The sequence below is a fragment of the Streptomyces sp. NBC_00328 genome (genome assembly GCF_036139655.1).
GTDB lineage: Bacteria > Actinomycetota > Actinomycetes > Streptomycetales > Streptomycetaceae > Streptomyces.
In genome coordinates this window covers 5,593,159-5,619,651 of the sequence record NZ_CP108013.1, presented here as the reverse complement: position 1 = coordinate 5,619,651, position 26,493 = coordinate 5,593,159, and the positions used below count along the sequence as shown (strand labels likewise).

The following is a 26,493-nucleotide window of genomic DNA, read 5'->3' as shown; positions in this document are numbered from 1 at the left end:
CGGACAACGGGTGACCCTGCCCCCTCTTCGAGGAGATCCATGAGCCTGAGAGGCGACCGATGACCGTCTCACCGAGCGTCGGAGTCCACCGTCCGGCCAGGGCCTTGGCCACCGACACCGGCTCGGACTCCGGCGCCGGTGCGGGCGCGGACGGCGACTCCGACGCCTCGGTGATCGAACGGTCCTGGGACGAACCCGAGTTGTTCGCCGAGCTGTTCCACCGCTACGCCGACGACATCCACCGGTACGCGGCCAGACGGCTCGGCACCGAGGCCGCCGACGATCTGATGGCCGAGACCTTCGTGATCGCCTTCCAGCGGCGCCGCCGTTACGACCTGTCGAAGCCGCACGCGCGCCCTTGGCTGTACGGCATCGTCACGCGTCTGATCGGCGGGCACCGGCGGGCCGAGGCACGGCGTCTGCGGGCGGTGTCGCGGGTTGTCTCCACGGCTCCCGCCGAAGAGGGCGGCGGCGAGCCGCTGGCGGAGCGGGTGGCCGCCCGGATCAGTGCCGAGAGCACGCGCGGCGCCCTGTCGGCGGCCCTGGCGAAGCTGCCCGCGCGCCACCGGGACGTCCTGCTGGTGATCGCCTGGGGAGATCTCGACTACGCGGAGGCCGCCGAGGCCCTGGGCATACCGGTGGGCACGGTGCGCTCACGGCTGCACCGGGCCCGGAAGAAGCTGCGCGAAGCACTGGGCGGGTCGGATCCCACAGCCTTTCGAGAGGAACAGGAGGAACCCCGCCGTGGATGACCTCAGCCTTGTACGCGACCTCGCGGCCGAGCAGGCCGCACCGACCGACCGGGCGCGCGCCGTCGCCTTCGCCCGGCTGCAGACCGCCATCGGCGAGGAGACCGGCGACGGGAGCGGAGCCCTCGCGCGGCAGCGTCCGCTGTCCCGGCGGCTGGTGTTCCGCGCGGCGGTCGCGGCCACCGGCACCGCGGCGGTGGCCGGCACGACGCTCCTCGCCGTCCGCGCCGGGGGACCGCAGTTGACCGCGCTCAACGCCGCCCAGGTGCTGCGCAGGGCCGCGGACCGGTCGCGTGCGGACGACAACGGTATGCCGATCCCTCGCGACGACCAGTACATGTACTCGAAGGAGATCACCCATCGGACCTACGACCGGCGCGGGCGGAAGATGCGGCTCGTCGACGAGTACTGGTTGTCGGTGGACGGCTCCAAGACCAGCCGGTCCATCTACAACGGCAGGATCCAGGACGAACCGCCTCTGACCAAGCACCAGATGCAGTCGATCCCCCTCCAGTACGCGAAGCTGAAGAAGTGGCCGACCGACCCGGACGAGCTCCTCAAGTGGTTCCGGGGCGGCGGGGACCCTGCGAAGGATCCGCAGGTGGACCTGGGGGCGTACTTCGAAGCGTGCATGTTCCTGCGGGGTCCCCGGGTCCTGCCTCCGGGACTGCGGGCCGCCGCGTTCGAGGCCCTCTCGAAGATGACCGCCATCAGGATCGACCACGACCGGGTGAACGCGCTCGGCCGGCACGGCATAGGGGTCTCCTACCCCGGGGCGGCGATAGGTTTCGTCTTCGACTCGAAGACCTACGCGTACCTCGGGATATTCGAGCGGGGACACTCTGACAAGAACGGGGGGTTCTCACAGGTCAGAGGCGTCGTGGTGCAAGGGGTGGTGGACAGGATCGGCCAGCAGCCGGCCGGCCGGGACGCGGTACGGACGACTCCCTCCACCTCCGCGTCCCCGAGCGACGCGTCCCCGTCCCCGAGCGAGGCGACCCCGTCCACGTCCCCCGGCTCCGCGACCCCGTCTCCCGCCTCCCCGTCCCCGTCCCCTACCTCGGCAACCCCGACCCCGTCGCCCACCTCCGCCACCCCGTCCCCTACCTCTCCTTCCGCAACCCCGTCCCCAACCTCCGCAACCCCTCGGTGATCTCCTCCGGCGTCTGGGTGACGAAGCACAGGCGCAGGGTCGATGTCTCCGGTGTGCCCGCGTAGAAGGGCGCGCCGGGGACGTAGGCCACGCCCTGGTCCACCACCGGGCGGAGCAGAGCCGTGGTGTCGTAGCGCTCGGGCAGGCGGGCCCAGAGGAACATGCCGCCTTCCGGGCGGGTCCAGGTGGATCCGGCCGGGAGGGCGGCGGCAATGCCCGCGAGCATGGCGTCACGCCGTTCGCGGTAGACGGCCGCGACCTGGACCACGTGGGAGTCCAGGTCGCGGTCGGCCAGATAGCGGGCGGCGGCGAGCTGGTTGACGGTCGGGGTGTGCAGGTCGGCGGCCTGCTTGGCGACGGCGCACGCGCGCCGCAGTGCCGCGGGTGCCCGCAGCCAGCCCAGCCGCAGGCCGGGTGCCATCACCTTGGAGAACGAGCCGAGGAGGACCGTCCGGTCCGCGGCGCCGTCGTGGGAGGCGATCCACGGGACCCGCTCGCCCTCGAAGCGCAGTTCTCCGTACGGGTCGTCCTCGACGATCCACAGGCCGTGCGCGGCGGCGGCGCGGGCGACGGCGGCCCGTCTGTCGGCCGGCAGGGTGCGTCCGGTCGGGTTCTGGAAGGTGGGGACGGTGTAGAGCAGCTTCGGGCGCTCGCGGGCCACGAGTTCACCGAGGGCGTCGGGGTCGATGCCCTCGTCGTCGCCCGGCACGGCCAGCACGCGCGCCCCCGCGAAGGCGAACGCCTGAAGTGCCGCCAGATAGCAGGGGCTTTCGACCAGGACGGTGTCGCCGGGTTCGAGAAGGGCGGTGGCGAGCAGCGACAGGGCCTGCTGAGAGCCGGTGGTGACGAGGATGTCGTCGGGCCCGGTGGGCAGTCCCCGGGCGCTCGTGCGGTCGGCGAGGGCCGTCCGCAGCGATGGTTCGCCCTCGGTCGTCGAGTACTGGAGGGCCCGTTCGGGTTCCTCGGCGAGGACGTCCCGGAACGCGGCCGCGATGCCGTCCGCGTCGAACAGTTCCGGAGCGGGCAGCCCGCCCGCGAAGTTGATCACCTCGGGGCGTGCGGTGACCGCGAGGATGTCCCGTACCGGCGAGCCGCCGATCGCGGTGGCTCTCGCGGCGAGCGGGGGCACGGGTGCGGTCGTGGCGGCGGGTTCGGTGACGGTCACGGTGACGGCTCCTTGTCCTTGGCGACGGCGTCCTTACGGGCGGCAGCCTCGGGGAGGGCACCCTCGGGGACGGCGTCCTTGCGGGCGCGCTTGCGGGCGGCCCCGTCGTGCCGGGGCCGCCCCTGACCGACCCTAGGCAGGTACGTGGCCTCTACACCCGCCGGTTCCGCGATGCGGACGGATCACAACTCGCCCATGGCGCCTAGGGTTTGACTCCCGTGGCGACGTACACGTTGATGTCCGCGTCCGTGACGTCGTTGATGTCGAGGTAGCGGACCTTGTCGACGGCGTCGAGCGTGGCGAGGAAGGCGGGTTCGGCGGTCTCGGGGGCCGGGGTGCCGCCGTCGGGGCGCCAGTGGTGGGCGGGGACGATGCCGGGCTCGTCCAGGACCAGGCCGTTGTCGGTGAAGAAGCGCTCGACCTCCGCCTTCGAGCGCAGGACGAAGGTGAATCCCCGCTCGGTGAAGGTCCGTTGGACCGCGCGGATGTTCTCCGCGTTCAGGTCCTCGGTGAGGTGGCTCAGGACCAGGCGGCTGCCGGACGGCAGCGCGTCGACGAGCCCGCGCACGATGGGGTAGGCGTCCGCGTCCTCGACGAAGTGCAGGATGGCGACCAGGACCAGGGCGACGGGCTGCGCGAAGTCGAGGGTCTCGGCGGCCTGTTCGAGGATCTGCTTGGGTTCCTTGAGGTCCGCGTCGATGTAGTCCGTACGGCCCTCGGGTCCGCTGGTGAGCAGGGCTCGCGCGTGGGCGAGGACCACCGGGTCGTTGTCGACGTACACGACCCGCGAATCCGGGGTGATCCGCTGGGCGATCTGGTGGACGTTCTCCTGCGTGGGCAGGCCGGTGCCGATGTCCAGGAACTGCCGGATGCCGTCCTGCGTCGCGAGCGCGGTCACGGCGCGGCGCAGGAAGTCGCGGTTGTGCCGGACGTCGAGGTAGCCGCGCGGGTTGGCGGCGAGCGCGGCGGCGGCCGCGTTCCGGTCGACGGGGTAGTTGTCCTTGCCGCCGAGGAAGACGTCGTAGACCCGGGCGGGGTGCGCCTTGCTGGTGTCGATCCTCCTTCTCAGCTCGGCGGGGTCCTGGCTGAGGGCGTCACCTGACATGGGCATCTCCCTGGAGAGTCGCGTCGTCCAACGGCCAACAACCTAACTCCTGAAGGGACTTGATCACGCCCGATCACTCGGAGGGAGCCGACACCCACTCGCTGCCGCCCAGCGGGTGGTTGTACGCGGGCCGGCCTGTGTTCCCGCTCGTCCGGAACGGCTTCCCGTGGTCGTCGACGCGCACCGTGCCGCTCTTCGTCCCGCTGGTCCAGTCGAGTTCCAGGTACCAGCTCACGTCGTGCGCCCGTGCGTCCGCGAACACGTAGAAGACCTCGGGGTCGGACTCGCTGACCTTGTACGGGAAGTCCCGCTGTCCGCCCTTGAGCGCGGTCACGGGCTGCCCCGCGTCGAGGTCCACGGTGAACGACTTCGTCTCGACACCTCCGCCACAGCCCACGCCCATCGCGTAGTCGTTCCAAGCGAGTGGAACGTCCTTCCGCACCACCCGCACGTGCAGTGCTTCCACGACGACGGTCGCTCTGCCCGTGCCCTGCACCGTCAGGGCGAGCATCTGCTCCCCGCTCGCGACCCCGCCGAGCGCGGTGACCCAGCCGCGCGCGTCCGACTCGTTCGGCGGTGGCGGCGGCACCTGCGGGGCGTCCCGGTTCACCAGGTAGTGCTGGCTGCACGGGCTGTCCCACTTGTACGCGTCGGCGACGACGGCCGGTGCGCCTGCGCCGTCCTCGGCCGCGCCGCCCTTCCCGGCCGCACCGCTCTCGACCACACCGTTCTCGTCGACGGCCCCGCCGATCGTCGAGCTGGACACCTTGGGCCTGCCGCTGTGCGAGGCGGACGGCGAGGCCGACCCGTGGTGGGCGTCAGGTGTCGTGCCGGTGCCACGCGGGCCCGTCGTGGGCGGTATGCCGAGGGGCACGGCCTCTCCCTTGGAGTCGCCGTCACCTCCGCCGGACCCGAAGTTCAGGGCCAGCGTGGTGGACACGATCGCGGTCACCACGACAGCGACGGCGCCGGCGAGCAGCAGAGCCCGCCGGCTCCGCGTCACCGGCCCCGGTTTCGGCACCGGCTCGGGCGCCGAACTCGGCAGGTTCCCGGCCTCCGTTGGGCTCCCGGCCGCCCCGCCACCCGGGGCAGAGTCCGCCTCCGCGCTCCCGCCCGCCGTCTCGGTGCCGTCCCCCTCGCCTTCCGCGACCGCGACCGTCACCGCTCCCGGCGGGGACCCCGCGCCCGGGGTTTTCTGCCTCCGCAGCGCGTCCGCGAGGACCCAGCTCCGGTGCAGCTCGATCAGCTCCTCCGGAGTTGCCCGGCACATACGCGCGAGGCGCTCCACGGGCGCGTAATCCGTCGGTACGGCATCCCCGTTGACGTACCGGTGCAACGTGGACGTACTCACGTGCAGCCGTTTGGCGAGCGCCCCGTAACTGAGCCCGGACCGCGCCTTCAGCTCCCGCAGTAATCCCGCGAACTCGTCCCCCGCCATACGTTCCTCCATCCCCCGCGTCCCGGACCGTGTTCCAGGGCGACACCGTTTTCCCAGCTCAGACCCTGCGCGAACGTTCCGGCGTCCCGAATACCCCGGCGATGGTGGTGGCCGGGACGGAACACCGCACAAGCTTCGGTCATCCAAGCACGCCGCTCCCGCCGACCGGTCGAGCGGCCGACCCACCAGCAACACCCAGGGGGATCACCATGTCCGTACGCACCGCACACACCGCCCGTACCGCCCGTACCCGCTTCCTCGCCGCCACGGCGGTCGCACTCGCCGCGCTGACTCTGACGGCGTGCAACGACGGCAACGGCGTACGCGCCGAGGGCCCGTCCGACACGTCCGCGTCCTCGGCGCAGCCGAGCGGACCGGCAACCGACGCGGGTTCGACGGCGAAGCCCGCGGGCAACGGCACCGCGAGCTCGACGGGCGGCTCGACGACGGGCGGCTCGGGCGGCTCGAAGAGCACGTCCACGGCCGCCGGCTCCACACAGGGCTCCGGCAAGAAGACCGGGACCGGCTCCAAGACCGGCTCCACCGGGCAGGCCGGCGGCAACAGGAACGTCGCCTGCGACGGCTCCACGACGAAGACCACCGCGACCGCGGTGTCCCGTCCGCTCAACCACCTGCTGCTCACCGTCACCAACACCGGCACGAGGAACTGCGACCTGACCGGCTATCCGATCGCCCGGTTCGCCGAGGCCCAGTCCGTCCCGCCGGTCGCGGAGGAGACCCACCCGCAGGCGGTCGTGACCCTCGCCCCCGGCGAGTCCGGCTACGCGGGTGTGCTGCTGTCGGCCGCCGACGGCAGCGGGGGCAACGGCTACACCGCCAAGACCCTGGAGGTCGGCTTCGACAAGGGCCGCAGCGCCACTCCGGTCCTCCCCGCGAAGGGCGTCTACATCGACGACAAGCTCACCGTGACGTACTGGCAGCAGGACCTGGACGACGCGCTCGCGTACTGAGCGGAGCGCGCCCCCGATCGTGTCGCCGGAACCGCCCCGCCGGGAGGTCAGCGCAGCTTCAGCGCGGCCTCGGTCGCCCAGTACGTGAGGATGTTCTGGGCGCCGGCGCGCTTGATGCCGGTCAGGGTCTCCATGATCGCCTTGTCCCGGTCGATCCAGCCCTTCTCGGCGGCGGCCTCGATCATCGAGTACTCGCCGGAGATCTGGTAGGCGGCGACCGGCACGTCCACCGCGTCGGCGACGCGGGCGAGGATGTCGAGGTAGGGGCCCGCGGGCTTCACCATGACCATGTCGGCGCCCTCCTCCAGGTCGAGCGCCAACTCCCGCAGGGACTCCCGCGCGTTGGCGGGGTCCTGCTGGTACGTCTTGCGGTCGCCCTTGAGCGAGGAGCCGACGGCCTCCCGGAAGGGGCCGAAGAAGGCGGAGGAGTACTTGACGGTGTAGGCCAGGATGGCGACGTCCTCGCGGCCGATCTGGTCGAGGGCGTCACGGATGACGCCGATCTGGCCGTCCATCATCCCGCTGGGGCCCACGATGTGGGCGCCGGCGTCGGCCTGCACCTGGGCCATCTCGGCGTAGCGCTCCAGGGTCGCGTCGTTGTCGACGCGGCCCTGGTCGTCGAGGACACCGCAGTGCCCGTGGTCGGTGGTCTCGTCCAGGCACAGGTCTGACATCACGAGCAGCTCGTCGCCGACCTCGGCGCGCACATCGCGCAGCGCGACCTGGAGGATCCCGTCCGGGTCGGTACCGGGCGTCCCGAAGGCGTCCTTCTTCTCCTCCTCGGGAACCCCGAACAGCATGATCCCGGAGACCCCGGCCTCCAGCGCCTCGACGGCCGCCTTCTTCAGGCTGTCCCGCGTGTGCTGCACGACCCCGGGCATCGACGCGATCGGCACCGGCTCGCTCACGCCCTCGCGGACGAACGCGGGGAGGATGAAGTCGGCCGGGTGCAGCCGGGTCTCGGCGACCATCCGGCGCAGGGCGGGCGTGGTGCGCAGCCGCCGGGGACGGGTACCGGGAAAGGATCCGTACTTCGTCATGACAACTACGCTACGCCCGTCACAGGGGCACCTTTACCGACTCCGCGTCGGAGCCCGAGGGGCTCTGGGGCGGGGAGGCGGACGGACGTTCGGAGCCCGTCAGTCGTGGCTCCAGGGTCGCGGCAGGCAGATATCCCAGGCGAATCGCCGAAGCCGCGCCTGCTCGATGTGGACGGCCGTGTCCCCGTAGCTCTTGTTGAGATGACGCCCCAGGACCACGACGGCGACGCTCCCGGCGCCGGCTGCTCTGAGCGCGGCGGCCGCAGACTGTGCATGGTTTCCGGTGACCCAGGTGTCGTCGATCAGCAGCACGTTCTCACCCCACAGCGCTGACGAGGTATAACGCGCAAGCGATACCTCGCGGCCCAGATCAGCTGCCTTCGGTGCCGGTACGAGAAGGTCGCGGTAGCGCTCGCGCGTGACACCGACCATGTCTGCGGCCATGGCACGCAGGGGATGATCCGCACGGTCGCTCGTGCTGGGCACTGTCGTAACGGTGTCGAAGCCAAGGACCCTGCATTGATGGGCGATACAGCGTTCGTGCCGGGCGAGGAAGCGCCACAGAACAGCCGCGAGTCCCGTACTGAAGTATCGCTGCTGGGCGCCTGGAGCATTTTTGTAGCGCCAGAGTTCGTTGGCGTACTGCTCCCCTTTCAAGGCCAAACTGATCGGGACCACGGTGTCGGCGACGCCCGCCCCGAGCACCGTGCCCGCCTGGTGGCACCGCCAGCAGGTCGGAAATCCGAATCTGGCCGGGCCCCGGCAGATCTGGCACACGCCTGGGCCCGGCGGCAGCGGGTGAATGAGGAAGTTGGCATAACGGTCCGACAGTCCGACGACGGTCGCCATCCCGGCAGCGCCCCTATGTCCAGGTCAGCTCGCCCGTGACCGGGACGAGGGAGTCCAGTCGACGGAATACGTCCTCGGGCCCGTCGATAACGGTGGTATTGGGCCGTGCCGCGTACTCCCTCGCCCATTCGTGTGTCATGAGGGAGCGCATGAGGAAGACCCGTCGACCGTGTTCCAGCGCGAGGCGGGCCTGCATTCGGGCGCCACTGCGGTAGGCCGCCTCGATGACGACGGTGGCCAGGCTGTAGCCGCTCATCACCGCGTTTCGCATGGGGAAGGACGTCTTGGACGGGAGCGTGTCCGGCCAGAACTGGGAGATCAGCAGTCCACGCTCGGCGATCTCCTGCTGAAGGCGTGCGTTCTGCGCGGGGTAGGCGTGACGCAGGCCGGTGCCGATGACGGCGACGGTACGCCCGTCCACGGCGAGAGCGGACCCGTGGGCGGCTGTGTCGATTCCGGCGGCAAGCCCACTCACCACGGTGACGCCACGCTCGGCAAGGCCACCCGCGATCGCACGAGCGTGGGCGACACCCTCGGGGCTGGGGGTGCGGGTTCCGACCACGGCGACCCGCAGGTCCTCCTCAGCAGAGTTACCGCGCATGAACAGGAACGGCGGACGCTGGTGGACCAGTCTGAGATAGAGCGGGTAGTCCTCGTCGAGGATCGTGACCAACCGCATGCCCTCGCGCTCCCAGGCGGCGATCTCGGCTGCGACTTCGTCGAGATCCGCCGGGGGACCTGTGTCGAAGAGCGCGCCCTGCCCCGAGGCGTCCAGCGCGTTCTCCAGGACTTCGAGGGCGCTGCCGACGGTCTCGATCTGATCCGTGAGGTCAGGCCAAGGGCGATCGCCGCGCCGCAGCAGGGCGACAAGGGCGGCGCGCTCCAGCTCCTGGTCCATGCGCCAAGTATAGGAAGGGGGAACCAGCCGGGCGGCTGAACATGAGCGGTCTCTTCAGGACAGGACAATCCCCTGGCGGCCGGTCGCAACACGATGTCCGGGCTTCATCACAGAGCCATTTCCTCTCGGGAAACTCAAACGAGGGCCGGTACATCCACCGGAGCCGCGGGAGCTTCGCCGGGCCGGGCGGTGCGGCAGTCGCGGCACCACGCTCCCCGGAACGGTGCTCTGAATCCCCTGTCGCAGCCGCCTTCGCAGGTCGCCATGGCGGGTGGAGGGGGCAGGGGCCGGCTCGGGAGCGGCTCGGCCTCGCCTGCCCCCGGAAGGGATGGCAGTGCCGGTGGAAGCAGGTCCAGCAGGCGGTTGCGGAGGAAGCCGGCCGGGTGTCGCACATGGAGGGGAAGGCCGTCGGTCAGGGCGTGGATCACCGACGCTCTGCCGAGACCGTTCTCGAACCAGGCGACGACCAGGGGAGCCAGCCGCCGCACCTCGCGCCCGGACAGCGTCAACCGGATGTCGGTCCGACGCAGCCCGGCGAGAAGCGCTTCGGCCTTGTCGTGGTGCCCGTCCTTGTCCCGGTGCTCGTCGCGGGACGGCTTCGGGGGCTCGGCGGTCTCGGTCTCGGTGGCCGATGTGCCGACGTGTACGGCGTCGGGTGCCATGACCGGCTCGGGCACCACGTCGCAGGGCAAGCCGCCGGAGGCGGGGAGGTCCGGGGCCGTGGGATACGGGGCCGCTCGGTTCGGGGGCGGGGCGGCCTTCATCGGCGGGGCTACCGGGGCGACGGCCGTTTCCTGCTCTCCCTCCCGGCGAGCCCGGGTGAGCGCGGGGGCGTGGAAGGCGTACGTACGCGTGACCATCTGCCCGGAGGGGAGCCGTTCCCGGACCCGCTCGACATAGCCCCGCGCCTCCAACTCCCGCAGCGCGCAGGCGATTCGGGCCCGCCCCTCGGGGAACCACTCGGCGAGGCTGCGGATGTCCACCCGCGCGCCCTCGGGCAGCGACAGGATGTGCACGGCGATCCCGATCGCGGTCGCGGAGAGTCCTCGGTGCTGGGCGAGATGGTTGCCGACGATCGTGTACCGGTCGGGCTGGTACTCACGTACGTGCGAGACACCGGAGTGGGTGGCGTTGCGGCGTACTCCCTGACTCGGGCGCAGGGCATCGATAAGCTTGGTGACAGCCATGGGGAAGTTGGGTTCTTCCTCTTTGGTCAGGCCCTCGCACTGGGATTGCCGTCCCGGCGGGGGCCGAAGCATGTGTGGGCATGTGGAGTTGTGGGTGGTGCCTGCGGTGAGCGTGCACGTCCGGACCGCCCGCGCGCCACCCGTACCAGCCTGTTTCACCCGCTCGTGTGACATGAGCCGGGTTTGGTTGGTCGGTCGGTTTTCCCCCCGGGTTCTTTGGTCTTTTACCGCCCGCCGCCCCGGAGCACCCGCCACCGAAGTACTCCTCGCCGGGCTCCGGTTCGGGCGTCACCGGCGAGGCCCGAGATCGAGTTCCGCCCACACCGTCTTGCACGGCACAGGCCCCGACCGCACACCCCAGCGGTCCGCGAACTCCTCCACGAGCAGCAGCCCGTAGCCGGACTCGGCTTGCCCTCCGGCGCCGTCCCGCACCCGGGTGGGCCACCGTTCGCCCCGGGCGTCCGCGATCTCCACGCGCAGTGTCCGGGGAGTGAGGACGGACAGGGTGAGACGGAAACTCCGGCCGGGGACGCGGCCGTGCAGGACGGCGTTCGAGGCGAGTTCGGCGACGACGAGCCGGGCCGGGTCCAACGACAGTCCCCAGTCGTGCAGTTGCTCCGCCGCGAGCAGCCGGGCGAGGCGGGCACCGCGCCGGGTGGCGGAGAGCGGCACCGAGAAATGGCGGAGCGGAGAGTGCGCGGTTCGCTGATTCACGTGACTCAGCGTGTTCTCGCGTACGTAATCTGTGAAGGACGGCAGCCCGTGCGGACGGTGTGTGTCCGGGTGGCGTCCGGTTCTGTCCGGGGTGACCGGGGTGACCGGGGTGACCGGGGAGCGGGTGTCGGGGTTGGGCAGGGAAGCGCGTGGCGGGAGGTCGGCGGGCGTGAGCGACGGGGACGCGGGGCTGGAGGACGACGAAGAGGCCGGGGCCGTGATGAGGACCGTCCAGCGTCAGCTGAAGCTGTGGCGGGAGTCGGCCGGGCTCACCCAGGCCGAGTTCGGGGCGGCCATCGGGTACGGGGAGGAGCAGGTCTCCTCGGTGGAACGGGGTCGGCGCATCCCCCGGCCCGAGTACCTGGACCGCGCGGACGAGATCCTGTCGGCGGGCGGCAGACTCGCGGCGCTGAAGGAGGACTTGGCCGAGGTCCGGTACCCGAAGAAGGTACGGGACCTGAAGAGGCTGGAGTCGGACGCGATCGAGCTCTGCGCGTACAACAACTCCGTGATTCATGGGTTGTTGCAGACCGTGGAGTACGCGACTTCCGTCTTCGGTGCACGCCGACCGCCGTTCAGCGCGGACGAGTTGGAGCAGAGGCTGGCGGCCCGAGTGTCCCGTCAGAAGATCGTCGACGGCACGGTGGCCCGGCCGTTCTTCAGTTTCGTCCAGTGCGAGTCGACTCTTCGACGGCCCATCGGAGGCGGCACGGTCATGCGGCGCCAGCTCGAAACCCTGTTGGAGATCGCCGAGTTCCGGAACGTCGACCTCCAGGTGCTCCCGCTGAGTCGCGAGGTGAACTCCGGCCTGGCCGGTTCCTTCAGACTGCTCAGGCTCAAGGACGGCGGCACCGTCGGGCACGTCGAAGTGCAGCACATCAGCCGCGTGATCACCGATCCGAGAGAGGTCCAACTGCTCGACATGCGCTATGGGACCATCCGGGCACAAGCTCTCGACCCGCGAGAGTCAACAGCCTTCATCGAGAGAGTGCTTGGAGAGACATGCCCCTGAAGCCAGGCAGCGAAGCGAGCATCGCACCGGAGTGGATAAGGAGCAGCTACAGCACGGACGAGGGCCCCGACTGCGTAGAGGTGGCCGCCCACCCGGACGGGATCCTCGTCCGGGACTCCAAGAACCCCGGCGGCCCCCGCCTCACCCTCGCCCCGGGCGCCTGGGCGGCCTTCCTGCCGTCCGTCTGACCGGCCGCACAACGAAGAACGCCCCGCCGTCTCCGTAAGAGACGGCGGGGCGTTCTCACCTGTGTCAGGTGGTCCGGCGCCTGCGCGAGCCCGGGCGGCGCTCGCTCGGCCGGGTCACCGGGTCACCGGCGTCCAGCGCGGCGGCACGGCGGCGCAGGCCGAACTCGGCCAGTGCCTCCGCCAGCTTGTGCACGGAGGGCTCGGGAGCCATCACGTCCACCCGCAGCCCGTGCTCCTCGGCCGTCTTGGCCGTAGCCGGACCGATACAGGCGATCACGGTCACGTTGTGCGGCTTGCCGGCGATGCCGACCAGGTTCCGCACGGTCGACGACGAGGTGAAGAGCACCGCGTCGAAGCCGCCGCTCTTGATCGCCTCACGGGTGTCGGCCGGCGGCGGCGACGCGCGCACGGTGCGGTACGCCGTGACGTCGTCGACCTCCCAGCCCAGCTCGATGAGCCCGGCGACGAGGGTCTCCGTGGCGATGTCGGCCCGGGGCAGGAAGACACGGTCGATCGGGTCGAAGACCGGGTCGTAGGGCGGCCAGTCCTCCAGCAGGCCCGCGGCCGACTGCTCACCGCTCGGCACCAGGTCCGGCTTCACGCCGAAGGCGACGAGCGCGTTCGCGGTCTGTTCGCCGACCGCCGCGACCTTGATGCCCGCGAAAGCACGGGCGTCGAGCCCGTACTCCTCGAACTTCTCCCGGACCGCCTTGACGGCGTTGACCGAGGTGAAGGCGATCCACTCGTAGCGGCCCGTCACCAGGCCCTTGACCGCGCGCTCCATCTGCTGGGGCGTGCGCGGAGGCTCGACGGCGATCGTCGGCACCTCGTAGGGCACGGCCCCGTACGACCGCAGCTGGTCGGAGAGCGACGCCGCCTGCTCCTTGGTACGCGGCACGAGCACCTTCCAGCCGAACAGCGGCTTGGACTCGAACCACGACAGCTGGTCGCGCTGGGCGGCGGCGGAACGCTCACCGACCACGGCTATCACCGGGCGGCCACCGTCCGGGGACGGCAGCACCTTCGCCTGTTTCAGCGTCTGCGCGATCGTGCCGAGGGTGGCCGACCAGGTGCGCTGGCGGGTCGTCGTACCGGCGATCGTCACGGACATCGGGGTGTCGGGCTTGCGGCCGGAGGCCACCAGCTCACCCGCGGCCGCGGCCACCGAGTCGAGCGTCGACGACACCACGACGGTGCCGTCGGAGGCGCCGACCTCGGTCCAGCAGCGGTTCGAGGCGGTCCGCGCGTCGACGAACCGTACGTCCGCGCCCTGCGCGTCCCGCAGTGGCACACCCGCGTACGCGGGCACACCGACGGCGGCCGCGATGCCGGGCACCACCTCGAACGGAACACCCGCGGCGACGCAGGCCAGCATCTCCTCGGCGGCGTAGGTGTCGAGCCCGGGGTCACCGGACACCGCACGCACGACCCGCTTGCCGCCCCGCGCGGCCGTCATGACAAGATTGGCAGCGTCCCTCGACGCGGGGTCACCAACGGTCGTTGACGCGCCGTCAACAACCGTCAGCTGAGGCGTGCCTGTGCCCGGGTACGGAACCGGCGAAGTGTCCGGATCCGTATGCAGAACGGCGACGCCGGGTCTGGTGTGACCGCGTACCACGTCGAGCACGTCGTGCTCGGCGACGAGGACGTCCGCGTTCGCCAGCGCCTCGACGGCGCGCAGTGTCAGCAGCCCTGGATCTCCGGGTCCGGCACCCAGGAAGGTGACGTGCCCGTGGACCGGACCGGTGGGAAATTTGGTGGGGCTCACAGTGCTCGCTCCCCCATCAGACCGGCCGCGCCCTTGGCAAGCATCTCGGCAGCGAGTTCACGGCCGAGCGACATCGCTTGGTCATGTGTCTCGGGCACGGGACCGGTGGTGGACAGCTGCACCAGCGTCGAGCCGTCGGTCATGCCGACGACGCCGCGCAGGCGCATCTCCTTGACAATCTGCCCGTCGGCCAGCAGGTCGGCGTACGCGCCCACGGGAGCGCTGCAGCCGGCCTCCAGGGCGGCAAGCAGAGATCGCTCGGCGGTCACGGCGGCCCGGGTGAACGGGTCGTCGAGCTCGGCGAGCGCGGCGACGAGGTCCGCGTTGTCCGCGGCGCACTCGATCGCCAGTGCCCCCTGGCCGGGGGCGGGCAGAACGGTGTCGACCGGCAGGAAGTCGGTGACCTCGTCTATTCGGCCGATCCGGTTGAGTCCGGCCGCGGCGAGGACGACGGCGTCGAGCTCCCCGGAGTGGACGTACCCGATTCGGGTGTCGACGTTGCCTCGGATGGCGACCGTCTCGATCGACATGCCGTGACTGCGCGCGTACGCGTTGAGCTGGGCCATACGACGCGGCGAACCGGTGCCGACGCGCGCGCCGTCCGGAAGCCGCTCGAAGGTCAGTCCGTCGCGGGCGACGAGCACGTCGCGGACGTCCTCACGCACCGGCACGGCGGCCAGCGCGAGGTTCTCGGGCTGCGCCGTCGGCAGATCCTTGAGGGAGTGCACGGCGAAGTCGACCTCCCCGCGCACCAGTGCCTCGCGCAGCGCGGTCACGAAGACGCCCGTGCCGCCGATCTGCGCGAGGTTCTCGCGGGAGACATCGCCGTACGTCGTGATCTCAACGAGCTCGACGGGCCGTCCGGTCACCCGGCTCACGGCATCCGCCACCTGCCCGGACTGGGCCATGGCGAGTTTGCTGCGCCTCGTCCCCAGTCTCAAAGCCTGCTCACTCATGCTCGCCCTCGGTTCTTGGCGTTCTCGGTGTTGTTCTCGGCCCGCGAGACGGCGGCGACCGTCTCCGGGTCCAGGTCGAACAGGGTCCGCAGCGCGTCCGCGTACCCGGCGCCGCCGGGTTCGGCGGCGAGTTGCTTGACCCGTACGGTCGGCGCGTGCAGCAGTTTGTCGACGACGCGCCGCACGGTCTGGGTGATCTCGCCTCGCTGCTTGTCGTCAAGGTCCGGCAGCCGTCCGTCGAGCCGCGAGATCTCGTTCGCGACGACGTCGGCGGCCATGGCGCGCAGCGCGACGACGGTGGGCGTGATGTGCGCCGCCCGCTGGGCGGCGCCGAACGCGGCCACCTCGTCGGAGACGATCCGGCGCACCTGGTCCACATCGGCGGCCATCGGCGCGTCCGCGGAGGCCTCGGCGAGCGTCTCCAGGTCGACGAACCGTACACCGAGCAGCCGGTGCACGACAGCGTCGATGTCACGGGGCATCGCGAGGTCGAGCAGCGCGAGCACCGGCGCGGGGCGGGGTGCCTCGGCGACGGGTTCGGGCCTGCGGCGCTCGGGGATGCGGCCGGCCGTCGCCGCGGAGGCGGCCAGCGCGGCGATGATCTCGGCGTCGGCTTCGGCGTCCTCCGCGGGCGTACGACGGCTGTCGCGGCGCTCGACGGTTCCGGTGCCCTTGTCCACCCAGGCGGCGTGCTGCTCCAGGGTGGCCGCGTCCATGCCGGCGACGGCGGCCTCGCCCATGACGGAGAAGCCGGTGGCGCCCTGCACGGCGGACAGGTCCAGCGGGCAGGCGTCCTCGGCTCCGGCGTCGGCGGGAGCGAGGTGACCGGCCGGGCCGGCCGCCGTCTCGCGCCGCGCCGCGGGCGTTCCCGTACGTCCTTCGACGGCGGCCGCGACGGTCTCGGCCGTCAGGACGAGCCCGGTCGCCCCGGTGCACGAGACGGCGATGTCGGCACGTGTCAGCTCGACCGGCACCGAGTCCATCGGTACCGCGCGGGCCAGCACGTCCGTGTCGTCGCCGCCGGTGAGGATCTCGGCGAGCCGCTCGGCGCGGTCGGGGGTGCGGTTGGCGATCACGATCTCGCCGACGCCGATGCGCGCGAGCGTCGCGGCGGCCAGCGAGGACATCGATCCCGCGCCGATGACCAGGGCCTTCTTGTCCTTGGCCCAGAGCTCGACGGGCCGTCCGCCGGACAGCTGCTCCAGGCCGAAAGTGACCAGGGACTGTCCGGCGCGGTCGATGCCGGTCTCGGAGTGGGCGCGCTTGCCGACCCGCAGGGCCTGCTGGAACAGGTCGTTCAGGAGGCGGCCCGCGGTGTGCAGTTCCTGCGCGGTGGCGAGCGCGTCCTTGATCTGGCCGAGGATCTGGCCCTCGCCGACGACCATCGAGTCCAGGCCGCAGGCCACCGAGAAGAGGTGGTGGACGGCCCGGTCCTCGTAGTGCACGTACAGGTGGGGAGTGAGCTCCTCCAGGCCGACGCCGCTGTGCTGGGCGAGGAGCGTGGACAGCTCGGCGACGCCCGCGTGGAACTTGTCCACGTCGGCGTACAGCTCGATGCGGTTGCAGGTCGCGAGGACCGCGCCCTCGGTGGCCGGCTCGGTGGCGAGGGTGTCCTGGAGCAGCTTGACCTGCGCGTCCGCGGACAGCGCGGCCCGTTCGAGGACGCTGACCGGAGCGCTGCGATGGCTCAGCCCGACGACGAGGAGACTCATGCCGGCATCACGGCGGGAAAGTCCCCGTCGGGCCCTTTGCCGTTGTTCTCCCGCTCGGCCTGGGCGGCGGCACCGGCCTGCGCCTCGGCCTCCTCGCCGGCCTTGCGCTGCTCGTGGAACGCGAGGATCTGCAGCTCGATGGAGAGATCGACCTTGCGCACGTCGACGCCGTCCGGGACGGACAGGACGGTCGGCGCGAAGTTCAGGATGGAGGTGACTCCGGCGGCGACCAGACGGTCGCAGACGGGCTGGGCGGCCCCGGCCGGGGTGGCGATGACACCGATCGAGACACCGTTCTCGTCGATGATCTTTTCCAGGTCGTCCGTGTGCTGCACCGGGATCCCGGCGACGGGCTTGCCGGCCATCGCGGGATCGGCGTCGATGAGCGCGGCCACGCGGAATCCGCGGGAGGCGAACCCTCCGTAGTTGGCCAGTGCCGCACCGAGGTTGCCGATGCCGACGATCACGACCGGCCAGTCCTGGGTCAGGCCCAGTTCGCGGGAGATCTGGTAAACGAGATACTCGACGTCGTACCCCACACCACGGGTCCCGTAGGAGCCGAGGTAGGAGAAGTCCTTGCGCAGCTTCGCGGAGTTGACCCCCGCCGCGGCCGCGAGTTCCTCGGATGAGACCGTGGGTACCGAGCGCTCCGACAGTGCGGTGAGGGCTCGGAGGTACAGCGGAAGCCGGGCGACGGTGGCCTCGGGAATTCCTCGGCTGCGGGTCGCCGGTCGGTGAGTTCGGCCAGTTGCCACGGTGCTCCTGCGGGTAGAGCGGGGCTGCAGGCGGTCACACGTTCCCAGACCGCCCCGTCGAATGCAGGCTATGTCTTTGTGAACGCGTGCACAAAGACGGTGTCCGATTTGCCCGGCCAACGTGACCGGGGTCACGCATGCCCGGCACGCCCGTATGCAACCGGCGCGCGGACGACTCCGCTCCGCACCTGAAGGGGGCAAAACCGCACACTCTCCTCAACGAATCCCGCCCCCGAGACCAATCGCCGTCGATCCTAGGCGACTTTCCGGACGCCTTGGGCTGCTCGGGCAGGTCACAAGTCGGGATACATCACGGGCACCCCCGGCCTCCCCGCTCACGGCTCACCGCGTCAGGGCTTTGCGAAGGCGTTCCTCGTTCACGCGCCAGAAGGTGTGCTGCGCGCCGTCCACCAGCACGACCGGGATCTGCTCCCAGTACCGGCGGTGCAGCTCCTCGTCCTCGGTGATGTCCTTCCCCTCCCAGGGGACCCCGAGATCGGAACACACCTTCTCGATCACTTCCTGTGCGTCATCACACAGATGACACCCGGGCTTCCTGATCAGCGTGACCAGGTGCTCCGCGGGCGCCTTCGTCTCCGTACGGCGGTCACTGCGCCGGAACATGGGGCTCATGCGTGCCATTCTCCCGCCCCGGACGCCCGGCGGACACGCCCGGCGCCTCGCGCGGCGGCGGACCCGCGCACGAGTCCGGCGCACCGGCCGGCGGCGCGCCGGACCGCTCGTTTAACGGCACGGCCTCGGAGAGTTCACAGCACCGAATCCTGTCGACTCCGGAAGCGCCGAACAGACTGGCTATGCTCACGACATGGCCGCTCTCGGATGGCTCACTCCCCGTAGGCGCTCCGCAACCGCGCGGAGCGTGTTGGCAGGCGAGGCCTCTGCGGAGGCAGCGCGCAAGTCCTCGCAGGAACTGCAGGAACTGGAAGAACTGGCACCACCGGACGCCGTGGAGGAACCCGACTTCCCGGTGCTCGGCGACGACAAGGCCGCCGCGTTCTTCGATCTCGACAACACCGTGATGCAAGGTGCTGCCCTCTTCCACTTCGGACGCGGGCTGTACAAGCGGAAGTTCTTCGAGACCCGCGACCTCGCGAAGTTCGCCTGGCAGCAGGCGTGGTTCAGGCTGGCCGGTGTCGAGGACCCCGAGCACATGCAGGAAGCGCGTGACTCCGCGCTGTCGATCGTGAAGGGCCACCGGGTCTCCGAGCTGATGTCGATCGGCGAGGAGATCTACGACGAGTACATGGCCGAGCGGATCTGGCCCGGTACCCGCGCGCTCGCCCAGGCGCACCTGGACGCAGGACAGAAGGTGTGGCTCGTCACGGCGGCGCCGGTGGAGATCGCCACGGTGATCGCACGGCGGCTCGGCCTCACGGGTGCGCTGGGCACGGTCGCGGAATCGGTGGACGGGATCTATACGGGCAAGCTGGTCGGCGAGCCCCTGCACGGTCCGGCGAAGGCGGAGGCCGTACGGGCGCTGGCGTCCGCGGAGGACCTGGACCTGTCCCGCTGCGCGGCCTACAGCGACTCGCACAACGACATTCCGATGCTCTCGCTGGTCGGACACCCGTACGCGATCAACCCGGACTCGAAACTGCGCAAGCACGCGCGGGACTTCGACTGGCGGCTGCGGGACTACCGCACCGCGCGCAAGGCCGCGAAGGTCGGGATTCCCGCCGCGGCCGGGGTCGGCGCGGTGGCCGGCGGCACGGCCGCCGCGATCGCGCTGCACCGGCGCCGTCGGTAGCTCGCCTCTGGCGTTTGCGGGCGCGGCCCCGGCCGGTGGGTGGGTCGGGGCCGCGCCGGTGCATCAGCCCGTCGCCGTCGGATGAGGCGTGGCCGTCGGTGGCGACGGGCATCGATATACCGGCACGGCCCCTTCCGCCGGATCCCGGCTGCGGGTGCGAGATCCAGTCCGTCCGGGCCGTTTTTTGGCTGCGGGGGCAAGATTCAGCCCCTCCGGCGTTTGAGGAGCGGGGTCCGGGGCGGAGCCCCGGGTACGGGACGGGTAGGGGCGGAGGGGGCGAAAACCTGTCCGGACCTGGGGTGGGGCCGTCGGCCGCGAGGGCAATCACATCGTCATACCCACGCAGTGGGCTACTCAGTCGCGTGTTCCACAGGCGGGCACAACACGCCCTGCACTCAGACGGAACACGAACCGATGCGATCAACAAGCGGTCACCGATCGGCACTTGAACAGGCATCGATCCGTGCCAAAACCGTCGTAATCGATGATTTTAGCAACTGGGTGTAGTGCTGCCTGTACGAAGCGTTATTCTCCTCAGACGCAAACCGGTGCCCTTCCGTCGCCACGACGGGTGAAAGGTCCCGCACTGCACGTGATGGAAGCTCTGCCTCTGGGAGTCCCGTGTACTCACACGTCGGGGTTGACGCCTCGGGCCTGGCTACGCTGCGCGCAACGGTCCTGGACCGTCTGCGCGGCTTCGTCCCCACCGCGTACGCCGTCCCCGCCTTCGCCCTCCCCGCGCCCGTCGGACCTTGCTATGCCCTGGCCGACGGCAACGCGGCGGTCGGCAGGCGGGGCCGCTCAGGCTCGGCCACCACCGCACGCCGTCCGGCCGCGGACAGTGACAGCGCCCGGATGATGGATCTCGTGGAGCGCGCCCAGGCCGGCGAGGCCGACGCCTTCGGACGGCTCTACGACCAGTACAGCGACACCGTGTACCGCTACATCTACTACCGGGTTGGAGGTAAGGCGACCGCCGAGGACCTCACCAGTGAGACCTTTCTGCGGGCGCTGCGACGGATCGGCACCTTCACCTGGCAGGGGCGTGACTTCGGCGCCTGGCTCGTGACCATCGCCCGGAACCTGGTGGCCGACCATTTCAAGTCCAGCCGCTTCCGGCTGGAAGTGACCACCGGCGAGATGCTCGACGCCAACGAGGTCGAGCGTTCCCCCGAGGACTCCGTCCTGGAGTCCCTGTCGAACGCCGCACTGCTCGACGCCGTGAAGCGGCTCAACCCTCAGCAGCAGGAGTGCGTGACACTCCGCTTCCTCCAGGGGCTCTCGGTCGCCGAGACCGCCCGGGTGATGGGCAAGAACGAGGGCGCCATCAAGACCCTCCAGTACCGGGCCGTCCGCACACTGGCCCGGCTCCTGCCCGAAGACGTCCGCTGAGCCCGCTTTCGACCACAGTGGCCCCGCACGCTCAGCGACGTCCAACTCACCTTCTGTAAAAGTCTGTTGACTTCGCGGTCCGCACATCCGTCGTCCGTAACCCAAGTGCCGTGACGCTCGTTGTGCGGGATACAGGCTCCCTGTGGTCACGCCTTGGCCGTCGCCGATCACCCGATCGTGTGGACACGGCCAGGGGGTGCAACCCTCAGGACCCCCTGGGGAGTCGACCGTCATGACGAGAGGAGGTGCCGCCAGTGATCGCGAACGTATCAACGCACCGGCGGGCGAACGCCTTCGCCCAGGCCCTGGAGGAGATCGACCAGGGCACGGCGGCCGAGCAGCCCGATGGGTCGGCACCGTCCCGGGCTGCTGCGGAACAGACCGGGCAAGGGCTGCTGTTGGCCCTCGCCACCGGTCTCGGCGAGCTGCCCCAACCGGAGCTGGACCCGGAGGTCAAGATCGTGCAGCGAGCTCAGCTCGTCGCCGCGATGGAGGCCATGCTGCAGGAAGGCACCGCCGCCGGAGGCGAGGGTCCGGGCCGTGGCCTGCCCGAACAGCGGTCCCATAGGGCCAAGGGCTCGCACCGGGCGACCGGACTGGGGAAGCTGCGGCCCCGGTCCCGGTTGTCCAAAGGACTGGCCGCGGGCGGGCTCACCGTCGGTGTGGCCGCCGGAGCCTTCGGCGGTGTGGCCGCCGCGAGCTCCGACGCCCTGCCCGGTGACTCGCTCTACGGGCTCAAACGCGGCATGGAAGACATCAAGCTGGATCTGGCCGACGGCGACAGCGACCGGGGCGAGCTCTACCTCGACCAGGCCGCGAACCGCCTGAGCGAGGCCCGTCGGCTGATGGAGCGGGGCCGTTCGGGACAACTCGACCACGAGTCCCTGGGCGATATCCGCCGCGCTCTGTCCGGCATGCAGCACGACGCCTCCGAGGGGCACCGGCTGCTGCACGAGGCGTACGAACGGGACGGCTCACTGGGCCCCATCCAGACCCTGTCCGCGTTCTCCCAGTCGCACCGCGAGGCCTGGGGCACACTGCGCGACCGACTGCCCGTGCAGCTCGGTGACGTCAGTGACCAGGTCTCGTCGGTCTTCGAGGCCATAGACGACGAGGTCGACCCGCTGCGCTCGCTGCTGCCCAAGACGCCCGCCCCCGAGGGCACCGGCCGTCACCGGGGCAAGAGCGAGGAGTCCACCGCCTCGCCGGGTACGGAGACTCCGGCACCCAGCGCCAGCAGCGGATCGACGGGCGAGAGCCACAGCAGCGGCAAGCCCAAGCCGTCCAGTTCGGGCAGCAGCGGCGAAGGCCTGCTCGGCGGAAGCACCGGCGGTCTGCTCGACCCGCCGCCGGACGACACCAGCACCTCCCCGTCGTCCGGCAGCAGCAAGAGCAGCACGACGAGCGAACCCGATGTCACCCTGCCGCCGCTGCTCCCCGGCCTCCTGCCGGGCCTCGGCATCGACACGCAGGACAGCGACTGACCGGGCCGCCACCGCGGTACGTCGATGGGGGCGCCCTCCTCGGGGAGGGCGCCCCCATCGACGTACCGGCATATCAGTACATGATCAACAGAATCGTAACTGCATGATCAGAAGAACACGGACCTGCGCTGGACCAGCAGCTTGTACAGGGTGTGCTGGATCTGCTCCCTGACCTGGTCGGTCAGGTTGAACATCAGCATCGGATCGTCCGCCGCCTCCGGCGGATATCCGTCCGTGCGGATCGGCTCGCCGAACTGGATCGTCCACTTGGTGGGCAGCGGGACCGCGCCGAGCGGGCCCAGCCACGGGAAGGTCGGCGTGATCGGGAAGTACGGGAATCCCAGCAGCCGCGCGAGGGTCTTCGCGTTGCCGATCATCGGGTAGATCTCCTCCGCCCCGACGATCGAGCACGGAATGATCGGGGTGCCGGCGCGCAGCGCCGTCGAGACGAAGCCGCCCCGGCCGAACCGCTGGAGCTTGTAGCGCTCGCTGAACGGCTTACCGATGCCCTTGAAGCCCTCCGGCATCACACCGACCAGTTCACCGCGCTCCAGCAGCCGCTCGGCGTCCTCCGCGCAGGCCAGGGTGTGACCGGCCTTGCGGGCCAGCTCGTTGACGACCGGCAGCATGAACACCAGGTCGGCGGCGAGCAGACGCAGATGACGGTTCGCGGGGTGGTTGTCGTGGACGGCGACCTGCATCATCAGGCCGTCCAGCGGAAGCGTGCCCGAGTGGTTGGCGACGATCAGGGCGCCACCGTCGGACGGGATGTTCTCGATGCCCTTCACCTCGACGCGGAAGTACTTCTCGTACACCGGCCGGATCAGTGACATCAGGACCTGGTCGGTCAGCTCCTGGTCGTACCCGAACTCGTCGATCTCGTAGTCGCCGGTGAGCCTGCGGCGCAGGAAGGACAGGCCTCCCGCGATGCGCTGCTCCAGGCTCGTACCGCCCTGCTGGGGCTGCTGGGGCTGCCGGGGCTGTTCCTCCTGCGTCACGGGAACATCATCCTGCGGAAGGGTCCGCCCGGGCATGGGCTGGACCTCGCGCACGACCACGGGCTCACCCTTGCGCCGGCCTCCCGCGGCCCGGCGCCTCGCCGGGCGCTGCGCCGCAGCCCCGCGCGAGCGGTCGTCGTCGAACGGAATGACCTTGGCGTCCGCCATCGTTGATGCGCTCCTCAGTTGGCGCTCTGCGTCGGGCGGTGGCCGCCGCCCAGAGCAGGCAGCGCGGCGATCTTGTCCACGGCCCCCGCAAGGGCCTCCGGGGGCAGGAGGCCAGGACCCCTGCTCTGGGCGAAGTCCGCGAAGGCCTCCGCCGTCGTGTACTTCGGCTGGTAGCCCAGGGTTTCGCGCATCTGGACCGTCGCGACCACCCTGCCGTGCGTGAGCAGCCGCAGCTGCTCGGGCGAGAAGTCCGTCACCCCCAGGGTACGCACGGCCGTACCGACCCAGCTGAGGGCCGGCAGCAGGAGCGGGACCGTGGGCCGGCCAAGCCGCCGCGCGCACTGCGAGAGCAGCAGGACGCCGTCCCCGGCGATGTTGAACGTGCCGCTGTTGAGCGTGCCCCGCCGCGGGTCGTGCGCGGCGAGCCGCAGCACCTCGATGACGTCGCTCTCGTGGACGAACTGGAGCCGCGGGTCGTAGCCGAACACCGTCGGCAGCACCGGCAGCGAGAAGTACGAGGCGAGCGGCGAATCCGCGCTCGGGCCGAGGATGTTGGCGAACCGCAGCACGCACACGGCGACATCGGGCCTGCGGCGCGCGAAGCCGCGTACGTAGCCCTCGACCTCGACCGTGTCCTTCGCGAAGCCGCCGCTGGGCAGTGACTTGGGCGAGGTGGTCTCGGTGAAGACGGCGGGGTCGCGCGGCGCCGAGCCGTAGACGTTCGTGCTGGACTTCACGACGAGCCGCTTGACCGTCGGGGACTTCTGGCAGGCACCGAGGAGCTGCATGGTGCCGATGACGTTGGTCTCCTTGACCGTGGTCCGGCTGCCGGAGCCCAGCGCCGTGCCCGTCACGTCCATGTGGACGACCGTGTCGACGGAGTACTCGGCGAGCAGCCGGGCGATGGTGGGCTGGCGGATGTCGGCCTGCACGAAGTCGGCGCCACCGATGTGGTGCTCGGGAGGCACCGCGTCCACGGCGATCACCCGGTCCACCTGCGGGTCACGCTGGATCTGTCGTACGAACCGGCCCCCGAGCCGCCGGGCCACCCCGGTCACGAGCACGACCTTCCCCAAGATCAGCGCCTTCCTTCCAGAACTGGACGTAGCTCCGCTCGTACCTGCCGAGTTCCCCGTGTGCGGCCAACTTAGCGGGTTGATGTTGCGCTGTGATGACCGCCCGATGCACGAAGTGACGACAGCCATGAGCCTGTGACCAGACCCAGCCATTCGGCCCACAGACGGACATGGCGCACATGGCCGAAGATGTTCGACGGTCGAGCGGTTTTTCGGGGTTCCTCTTCCCGGGCCACCGCCGCGCCGGGAGTACCCGGCCGCCGCACAGAAGCCTCAGCCGGCCGCCGCGCGGCCTTCACCGACCCTTCTCCGGCCCTTGAGCCGCTTTCCCCGGCCGGATACGCCTGTGGCCCCCCACCTGCTGGTGAGAGGCCACAGTACGCGTTTCCGCGGCGTCGCTTACTTCTTGTTGCGACGCTGAACGCGAGTGCGCTTGAGCAGCTTGCGGTGCTTCTTCTTCGCCATCCGCTTGCGCCGCTTCTTGATAACAGAGCCCACGACTACCCTCGCTCACTTCTCTTTACTCGGTGCTGGGCTGCATGGGCCCACACGACCTATGAGGGGCCAGCCTACCCGCCCGAGAGCCGAGGTAGTAATCGAGGTGTTTCCGGGAGATCGCGAACGGTCTCCCGGAACGCCGTCAGGCCGTCTCCACCCCCACGTAGCTCTCGCGGAGGTACTCGTGAACCGCTTGCTCCGGCACCCGGAAGGACCTCCCCACCCGGATCGCCGGCAGATGACCGCTGTGCACCAAGCGGTACACGGTCATCTTCGACACTCGCATCACCGAGGCGACTTCCGCCACGGTAAGGAACTGGACCTCGTTCAGAGGCCTCTCGCCTGCAGCCATGTCACACCTGAACCTTCCGCACTCGACGGCCACCGGCTTCCCCTTCCGGTGACTCTTCGTCGTTGCGCACTCACTCCCCAATGTAGGGGCGGGTGATGCGAGTGGGGAAGAGGAGATGCCATCGGCCGCCTACTGTGACAGACACGCTCGATTGAGTACATAGCGAGTAAGCGGTCGGTAGTAATCAGACCGCACAGCGTCATCTAGGGGAACGGCGACGGACACCCGCCCCTCTGCCTCTCCGACGAACAGCGCGGGATCGTCCGTATCGGCCAGGCCGATGGCCTCGAACCCCAGCTGACCTGCCCCGCAGACCCATCCGTGGTCCCCGATGACCAGCTCCGGGAGGGGCCCTCCGCCCGCCGCGGCGGCCGCCAGAACCGTCCGGACCGGGAGGGGTGAATGGGTGTGTGCGCCGGTCGCACGACCGGCGGCTCCCCCCTCGGGTTCGCGCACCAGCGCGACGCCCTGTACGTAGTCGAGGCTGTACGTGCGTAGACCGAACCGGGTCGTTATGTCGATAGAGCTACCCTGCGCGGGGGTGAGGACGGCACACCCCGCCGCTGACAGGGCGTCCGCGAGTGCGGCGTAGAAATCGATCAGGCGGTGCGGGTGACCCGTACCGAGAAGCACAGGGTGACGACGCCGGGCCGCTTCGCCGAGCCGTTCCGCGAAGGCGTCGAGGGCCGCCAGCGTCCGCTCCGGGTCGATCACATCATGCCCCGAAGTATGTAATGGATCAGCCGAAACTCCGCATTTGTCGGCCATCAACTCGATCAAATCCCGCTGACACCACGTCCATTCAGGATCAAGTCCAAGCATCAGACGGGGGTCGCGGGCGGCGAAGAGCCGGTAGCTGCGCAGGCTCTCCTCGCGCGAGGTGGCCACGGGCCCGGCGAGCCGGGCGGCCAGAAGATGGGCACGCAAAGCGCCGGTGCTCAACACGTCACGATGCTGGCGCATCCGCCGGTGCCGGATGCGCGACATGGGCCATATGCCCCACAGTTGGCCTAAAGGTCCACCCATGATGGCGGCGAAGGGACGGTACCGGCCCGACACGGAGACCCCGGCCGGCGGGGACCCCCGGCCGGACAGGT

At 70.3% G+C, this 26,493-nt stretch carries 26 protein-coding genes; 8 read left to right on the top strand and 18 right to left on the bottom strand.

What is annotated here, in order from left to right; all coding sequences use genetic code 11:
- The first annotated feature begins 104 nt into the window (after window positions 1–104).
- Both OG485_RS24635 and OG485_RS24630 read left to right on the top strand, forming a co-directional pair.
- Window positions 105–752, top strand: coding sequence for an RNA polymerase sigma factor (locus OG485_RS24635; protein ID WP_443048754.1), 648 nt, complete (start codon window positions 105–107; stop codon window positions 750–752).
- Window positions 745–1,902 carry a CU044_5270 family protein gene (locus tag OG485_RS24630; RefSeq protein WP_328670733.1) on the top strand — a complete coding sequence of 386 codons (1,158 nt, stop codon included), beginning with the start codon at window positions 745–747 and terminating at the stop codon, window positions 1,900–1,902. The genes OG485_RS24635 and OG485_RS24630 overlap by 8 nt, the downstream gene beginning before the upstream one ends.
- Here OG485_RS24630 and OG485_RS24625 read toward each other — a convergent pair.
- The 3 genes from OG485_RS24625 to OG485_RS24615 form a co-directional block, all read right to left on the bottom strand.
- Entirely contained in the window at window positions 1,853–3,067 is a 1,215-nt protein-coding gene (locus OG485_RS24625) for an aminotransferase-like domain-containing protein (protein WP_328670732.1), read from the bottom strand. The two genes, OG485_RS24630 and OG485_RS24625, sit on opposite strands and share 50 nt — an antisense overlap.
- 202 nt (window positions 3,068–3,269) lie before the next feature.
- Entirely contained in the window at window positions 3,270–4,172 is a 903-nt protein-coding gene (locus OG485_RS24620; RefSeq protein ID WP_328670731.1) for an SAM-dependent methyltransferase, read from the bottom strand.
- Between the two features lie 73 nt (window positions 4,173–4,245).
- Window positions 4,246–5,610, bottom strand: a complete 1,365-nt coding sequence (locus OG485_RS24615) for a helix-turn-helix domain-containing protein (protein ID WP_328670730.1) — start codon at window positions 5,608–5,610, stop codon at window positions 4,246–4,248.
- A gap of 209 nt (window positions 5,611–5,819) precedes the next feature.
- On the opposite strand from OG485_RS24615, the gene OG485_RS24610 reads away from it, so the two are divergent.
- On the top strand, window positions 5,820–6,581 hold the full coding sequence (locus OG485_RS24610) for a DUF4232 domain-containing protein (RefSeq protein WP_328670729.1): 762 nt from the start codon (window positions 5,820–5,822) through the stop codon (window positions 6,579–6,581).
- A gap of 47 nt (window positions 6,582–6,628) precedes the next feature.
- Here OG485_RS24610 and hemB read toward each other — a convergent pair whose 3' ends face one another.
- The 5 genes from hemB to OG485_RS24585 form a co-directional block, all read right to left on the bottom strand.
- Window positions 6,629–7,621 carry a porphobilinogen synthase gene (hemB, locus tag OG485_RS24605; protein ID WP_328670728.1) on the bottom strand — a complete coding sequence of 331 codons (993 nt, stop codon included), beginning with the start codon at window positions 7,619–7,621 and terminating at the stop codon, window positions 6,629–6,631.
- Window positions 7,622–7,720: 99 nt separating this feature from the next.
- Window positions 7,721–8,470 carry a hypothetical protein gene (locus OG485_RS24600; RefSeq protein WP_328670727.1) on the bottom strand — a complete coding sequence of 250 codons (750 nt, stop codon included), beginning with the start codon at window positions 8,468–8,470 and terminating at the stop codon, window positions 7,721–7,723.
- Window positions 8,471–8,483: 13 nt separating this feature from the next.
- Complete coding sequence (gene dprA, locus OG485_RS24595; RefSeq protein ID WP_328670726.1) at window positions 8,484–9,368, bottom strand: DNA-processing protein DprA; 885 nt, start codon at window positions 9,366–9,368, stop codon at window positions 8,484–8,486.
- Between the two features lie 134 nt (window positions 9,369–9,502).
- Window positions 9,503–10,555: a helix-turn-helix domain-containing protein gene (locus tag OG485_RS24590; protein WP_328670725.1), complete on the bottom strand. Its 1,053-nt coding sequence runs from the start codon at window positions 10,553–10,555 to the stop codon at window positions 9,503–9,505.
- A gap of 288 nt (window positions 10,556–10,843) precedes the next feature.
- Window positions 10,844–11,278 (bottom strand): ATP-binding protein, encoded by a 435-nt coding sequence (locus tag OG485_RS24585; RefSeq protein WP_443048939.1) that lies wholly within the window; start codon window positions 11,276–11,278, stop codon window positions 10,844–10,846.
- Between the two features lie 160 nt (window positions 11,279–11,438).
- Here OG485_RS24585 and OG485_RS24580 point away from each other — a divergent pair, with 160 nt between their 5' ends.
- Together OG485_RS24580 and OG485_RS24575 are read left to right on the top strand one after the other, a co-directional pair.
- On the top strand, window positions 11,439–12,281 hold the full coding sequence (locus OG485_RS24580) for a helix-turn-helix domain-containing protein (RefSeq protein ID WP_328670723.1): 843 nt from the start codon (window positions 11,439–11,441) through the stop codon (window positions 12,279–12,281).
- Window positions 12,272–12,469, top strand: coding sequence for a DUF397 domain-containing protein (locus OG485_RS24575; protein WP_328670722.1), 198 nt, complete (start codon window positions 12,272–12,274; stop codon window positions 12,467–12,469). Before OG485_RS24580 ends, OG485_RS24575 begins: the two co-directional genes overlap by 10 nt.
- Before the next feature lie 64 nt (window positions 12,470–12,533).
- Here OG485_RS24575 and OG485_RS24570 read toward each other — a convergent pair whose 3' ends face one another.
- The 5 genes from OG485_RS24570 to OG485_RS24550 all read right to left on the bottom strand — a co-directional run bounded on the left by OG485_RS24570 (window position 12,534) and on the right by OG485_RS24550 (window position 18,302).
- Window positions 12,534–14,237 (bottom strand): bifunctional uroporphyrinogen-III C-methyltransferase/uroporphyrinogen-III synthase, encoded by a 1,704-nt coding sequence (locus OG485_RS24570; protein ID WP_328670721.1) that lies wholly within the window; start codon window positions 14,235–14,237, stop codon window positions 12,534–12,536.
- Window positions 14,234–15,193 carry a hydroxymethylbilane synthase gene (gene hemC / locus OG485_RS24565; protein WP_328670720.1) on the bottom strand — a complete coding sequence of 320 codons (960 nt, stop codon included), beginning with the start codon at window positions 15,191–15,193 and terminating at the stop codon, window positions 14,234–14,236. The genes OG485_RS24570 and hemC overlap by 4 nt, the downstream gene beginning before the upstream one ends.
- A complete protein-coding gene (locus tag OG485_RS24560; RefSeq protein ID WP_328670719.1) occupies window positions 15,190–16,905 on the bottom strand; it encodes a glutamyl-tRNA reductase in 1,716 nt (571 codons plus the stop codon). The genes hemC and OG485_RS24560 overlap by 4 nt, the downstream gene beginning before the upstream one ends.
- On the bottom strand, window positions 16,902–17,660 hold the full coding sequence (locus OG485_RS24555) for a redox-sensing transcriptional repressor Rex (RefSeq protein ID WP_328670718.1): 759 nt from the start codon (window positions 17,658–17,660) through the stop codon (window positions 16,902–16,904). The genes OG485_RS24560 and OG485_RS24555 overlap by 4 nt, the downstream gene beginning before the upstream one ends.
- A 342-nt stretch (window positions 17,661–18,002) precedes the next feature.
- Window positions 18,003–18,302, bottom strand: a complete 300-nt coding sequence (locus OG485_RS24550; RefSeq protein ID WP_328449656.1) for a glutaredoxin family protein — start codon at window positions 18,300–18,302, stop codon at window positions 18,003–18,005.
- Between the two features lie 184 nt (window positions 18,303–18,486).
- Between OG485_RS24550 and OG485_RS24545 the strand changes: the two genes are divergently transcribed.
- From OG485_RS24545 to OG485_RS24535, 3 genes are all read left to right on the top strand, one after another.
- Window positions 18,487–19,428 carry an HAD family hydrolase gene (locus tag OG485_RS24545; RefSeq protein WP_326786274.1) on the top strand — a complete coding sequence of 314 codons (942 nt, stop codon included), beginning with the start codon at window positions 18,487–18,489 and terminating at the stop codon, window positions 19,426–19,428.
- Window positions 19,429–20,049: 621 nt separating this feature from the next.
- Window positions 20,050–20,820: an ECF subfamily RNA polymerase sigma factor, BldN family gene (locus tag OG485_RS24540; protein WP_326786275.1), complete on the top strand. Its 771-nt coding sequence runs from the start codon at window positions 20,050–20,052 to the stop codon at window positions 20,818–20,820.
- Window positions 20,821–21,074: 254 nt separating this feature from the next.
- Complete coding sequence (locus OG485_RS24535) at window positions 21,075–22,304, top strand: DUF5667 domain-containing protein (RefSeq protein WP_328670717.1); 1,230 nt, start codon at window positions 21,075–21,077, stop codon at window positions 22,302–22,304.
- Between the two features lie 107 nt (window positions 22,305–22,411).
- On the opposite strand, the gene OG485_RS24530 is transcribed toward OG485_RS24535, so the two are convergent.
- From OG485_RS24530 to OG485_RS24510, 5 genes are all read right to left on the bottom strand, one after another.
- Window positions 22,412–23,470 (bottom strand): lysophospholipid acyltransferase family protein, encoded by a 1,059-nt coding sequence (locus OG485_RS24530; protein ID WP_328670716.1) that lies wholly within the window; start codon window positions 23,468–23,470, stop codon window positions 22,412–22,414.
- A gap of 14 nt (window positions 23,471–23,484) precedes the next feature.
- Window positions 23,485–24,546 carry an NAD-dependent epimerase/dehydratase family protein gene (locus OG485_RS24525; protein WP_328670715.1) on the bottom strand — a complete coding sequence of 354 codons (1,062 nt, stop codon included), beginning with the start codon at window positions 24,544–24,546 and terminating at the stop codon, window positions 23,485–23,487.
- Between the two features lie 399 nt (window positions 24,547–24,945).
- A complete protein-coding gene (locus tag OG485_RS24520; protein ID WP_003948845.1) occupies window positions 24,946–25,044 on the bottom strand; it encodes a 30S ribosomal protein bS22 in 99 nt (32 codons plus the stop codon).
- A 142-nt stretch (window positions 25,045–25,186) separates the two neighbouring features.
- Complete coding sequence (locus OG485_RS24515) at window positions 25,187–25,396, bottom strand: helix-turn-helix domain-containing protein (RefSeq protein ID WP_093781815.1); 210 nt, start codon at window positions 25,394–25,396, stop codon at window positions 25,187–25,189.
- 129 nt (window positions 25,397–25,525) lie between these two features.
- A complete protein-coding gene (locus OG485_RS24510) occupies window positions 25,526–26,341 on the bottom strand; it encodes a phosphatase (RefSeq protein WP_328674611.1) in 816 nt (271 codons plus the stop codon).
- Window positions 26,342–26,493 lie beyond the last annotated feature (152 nt).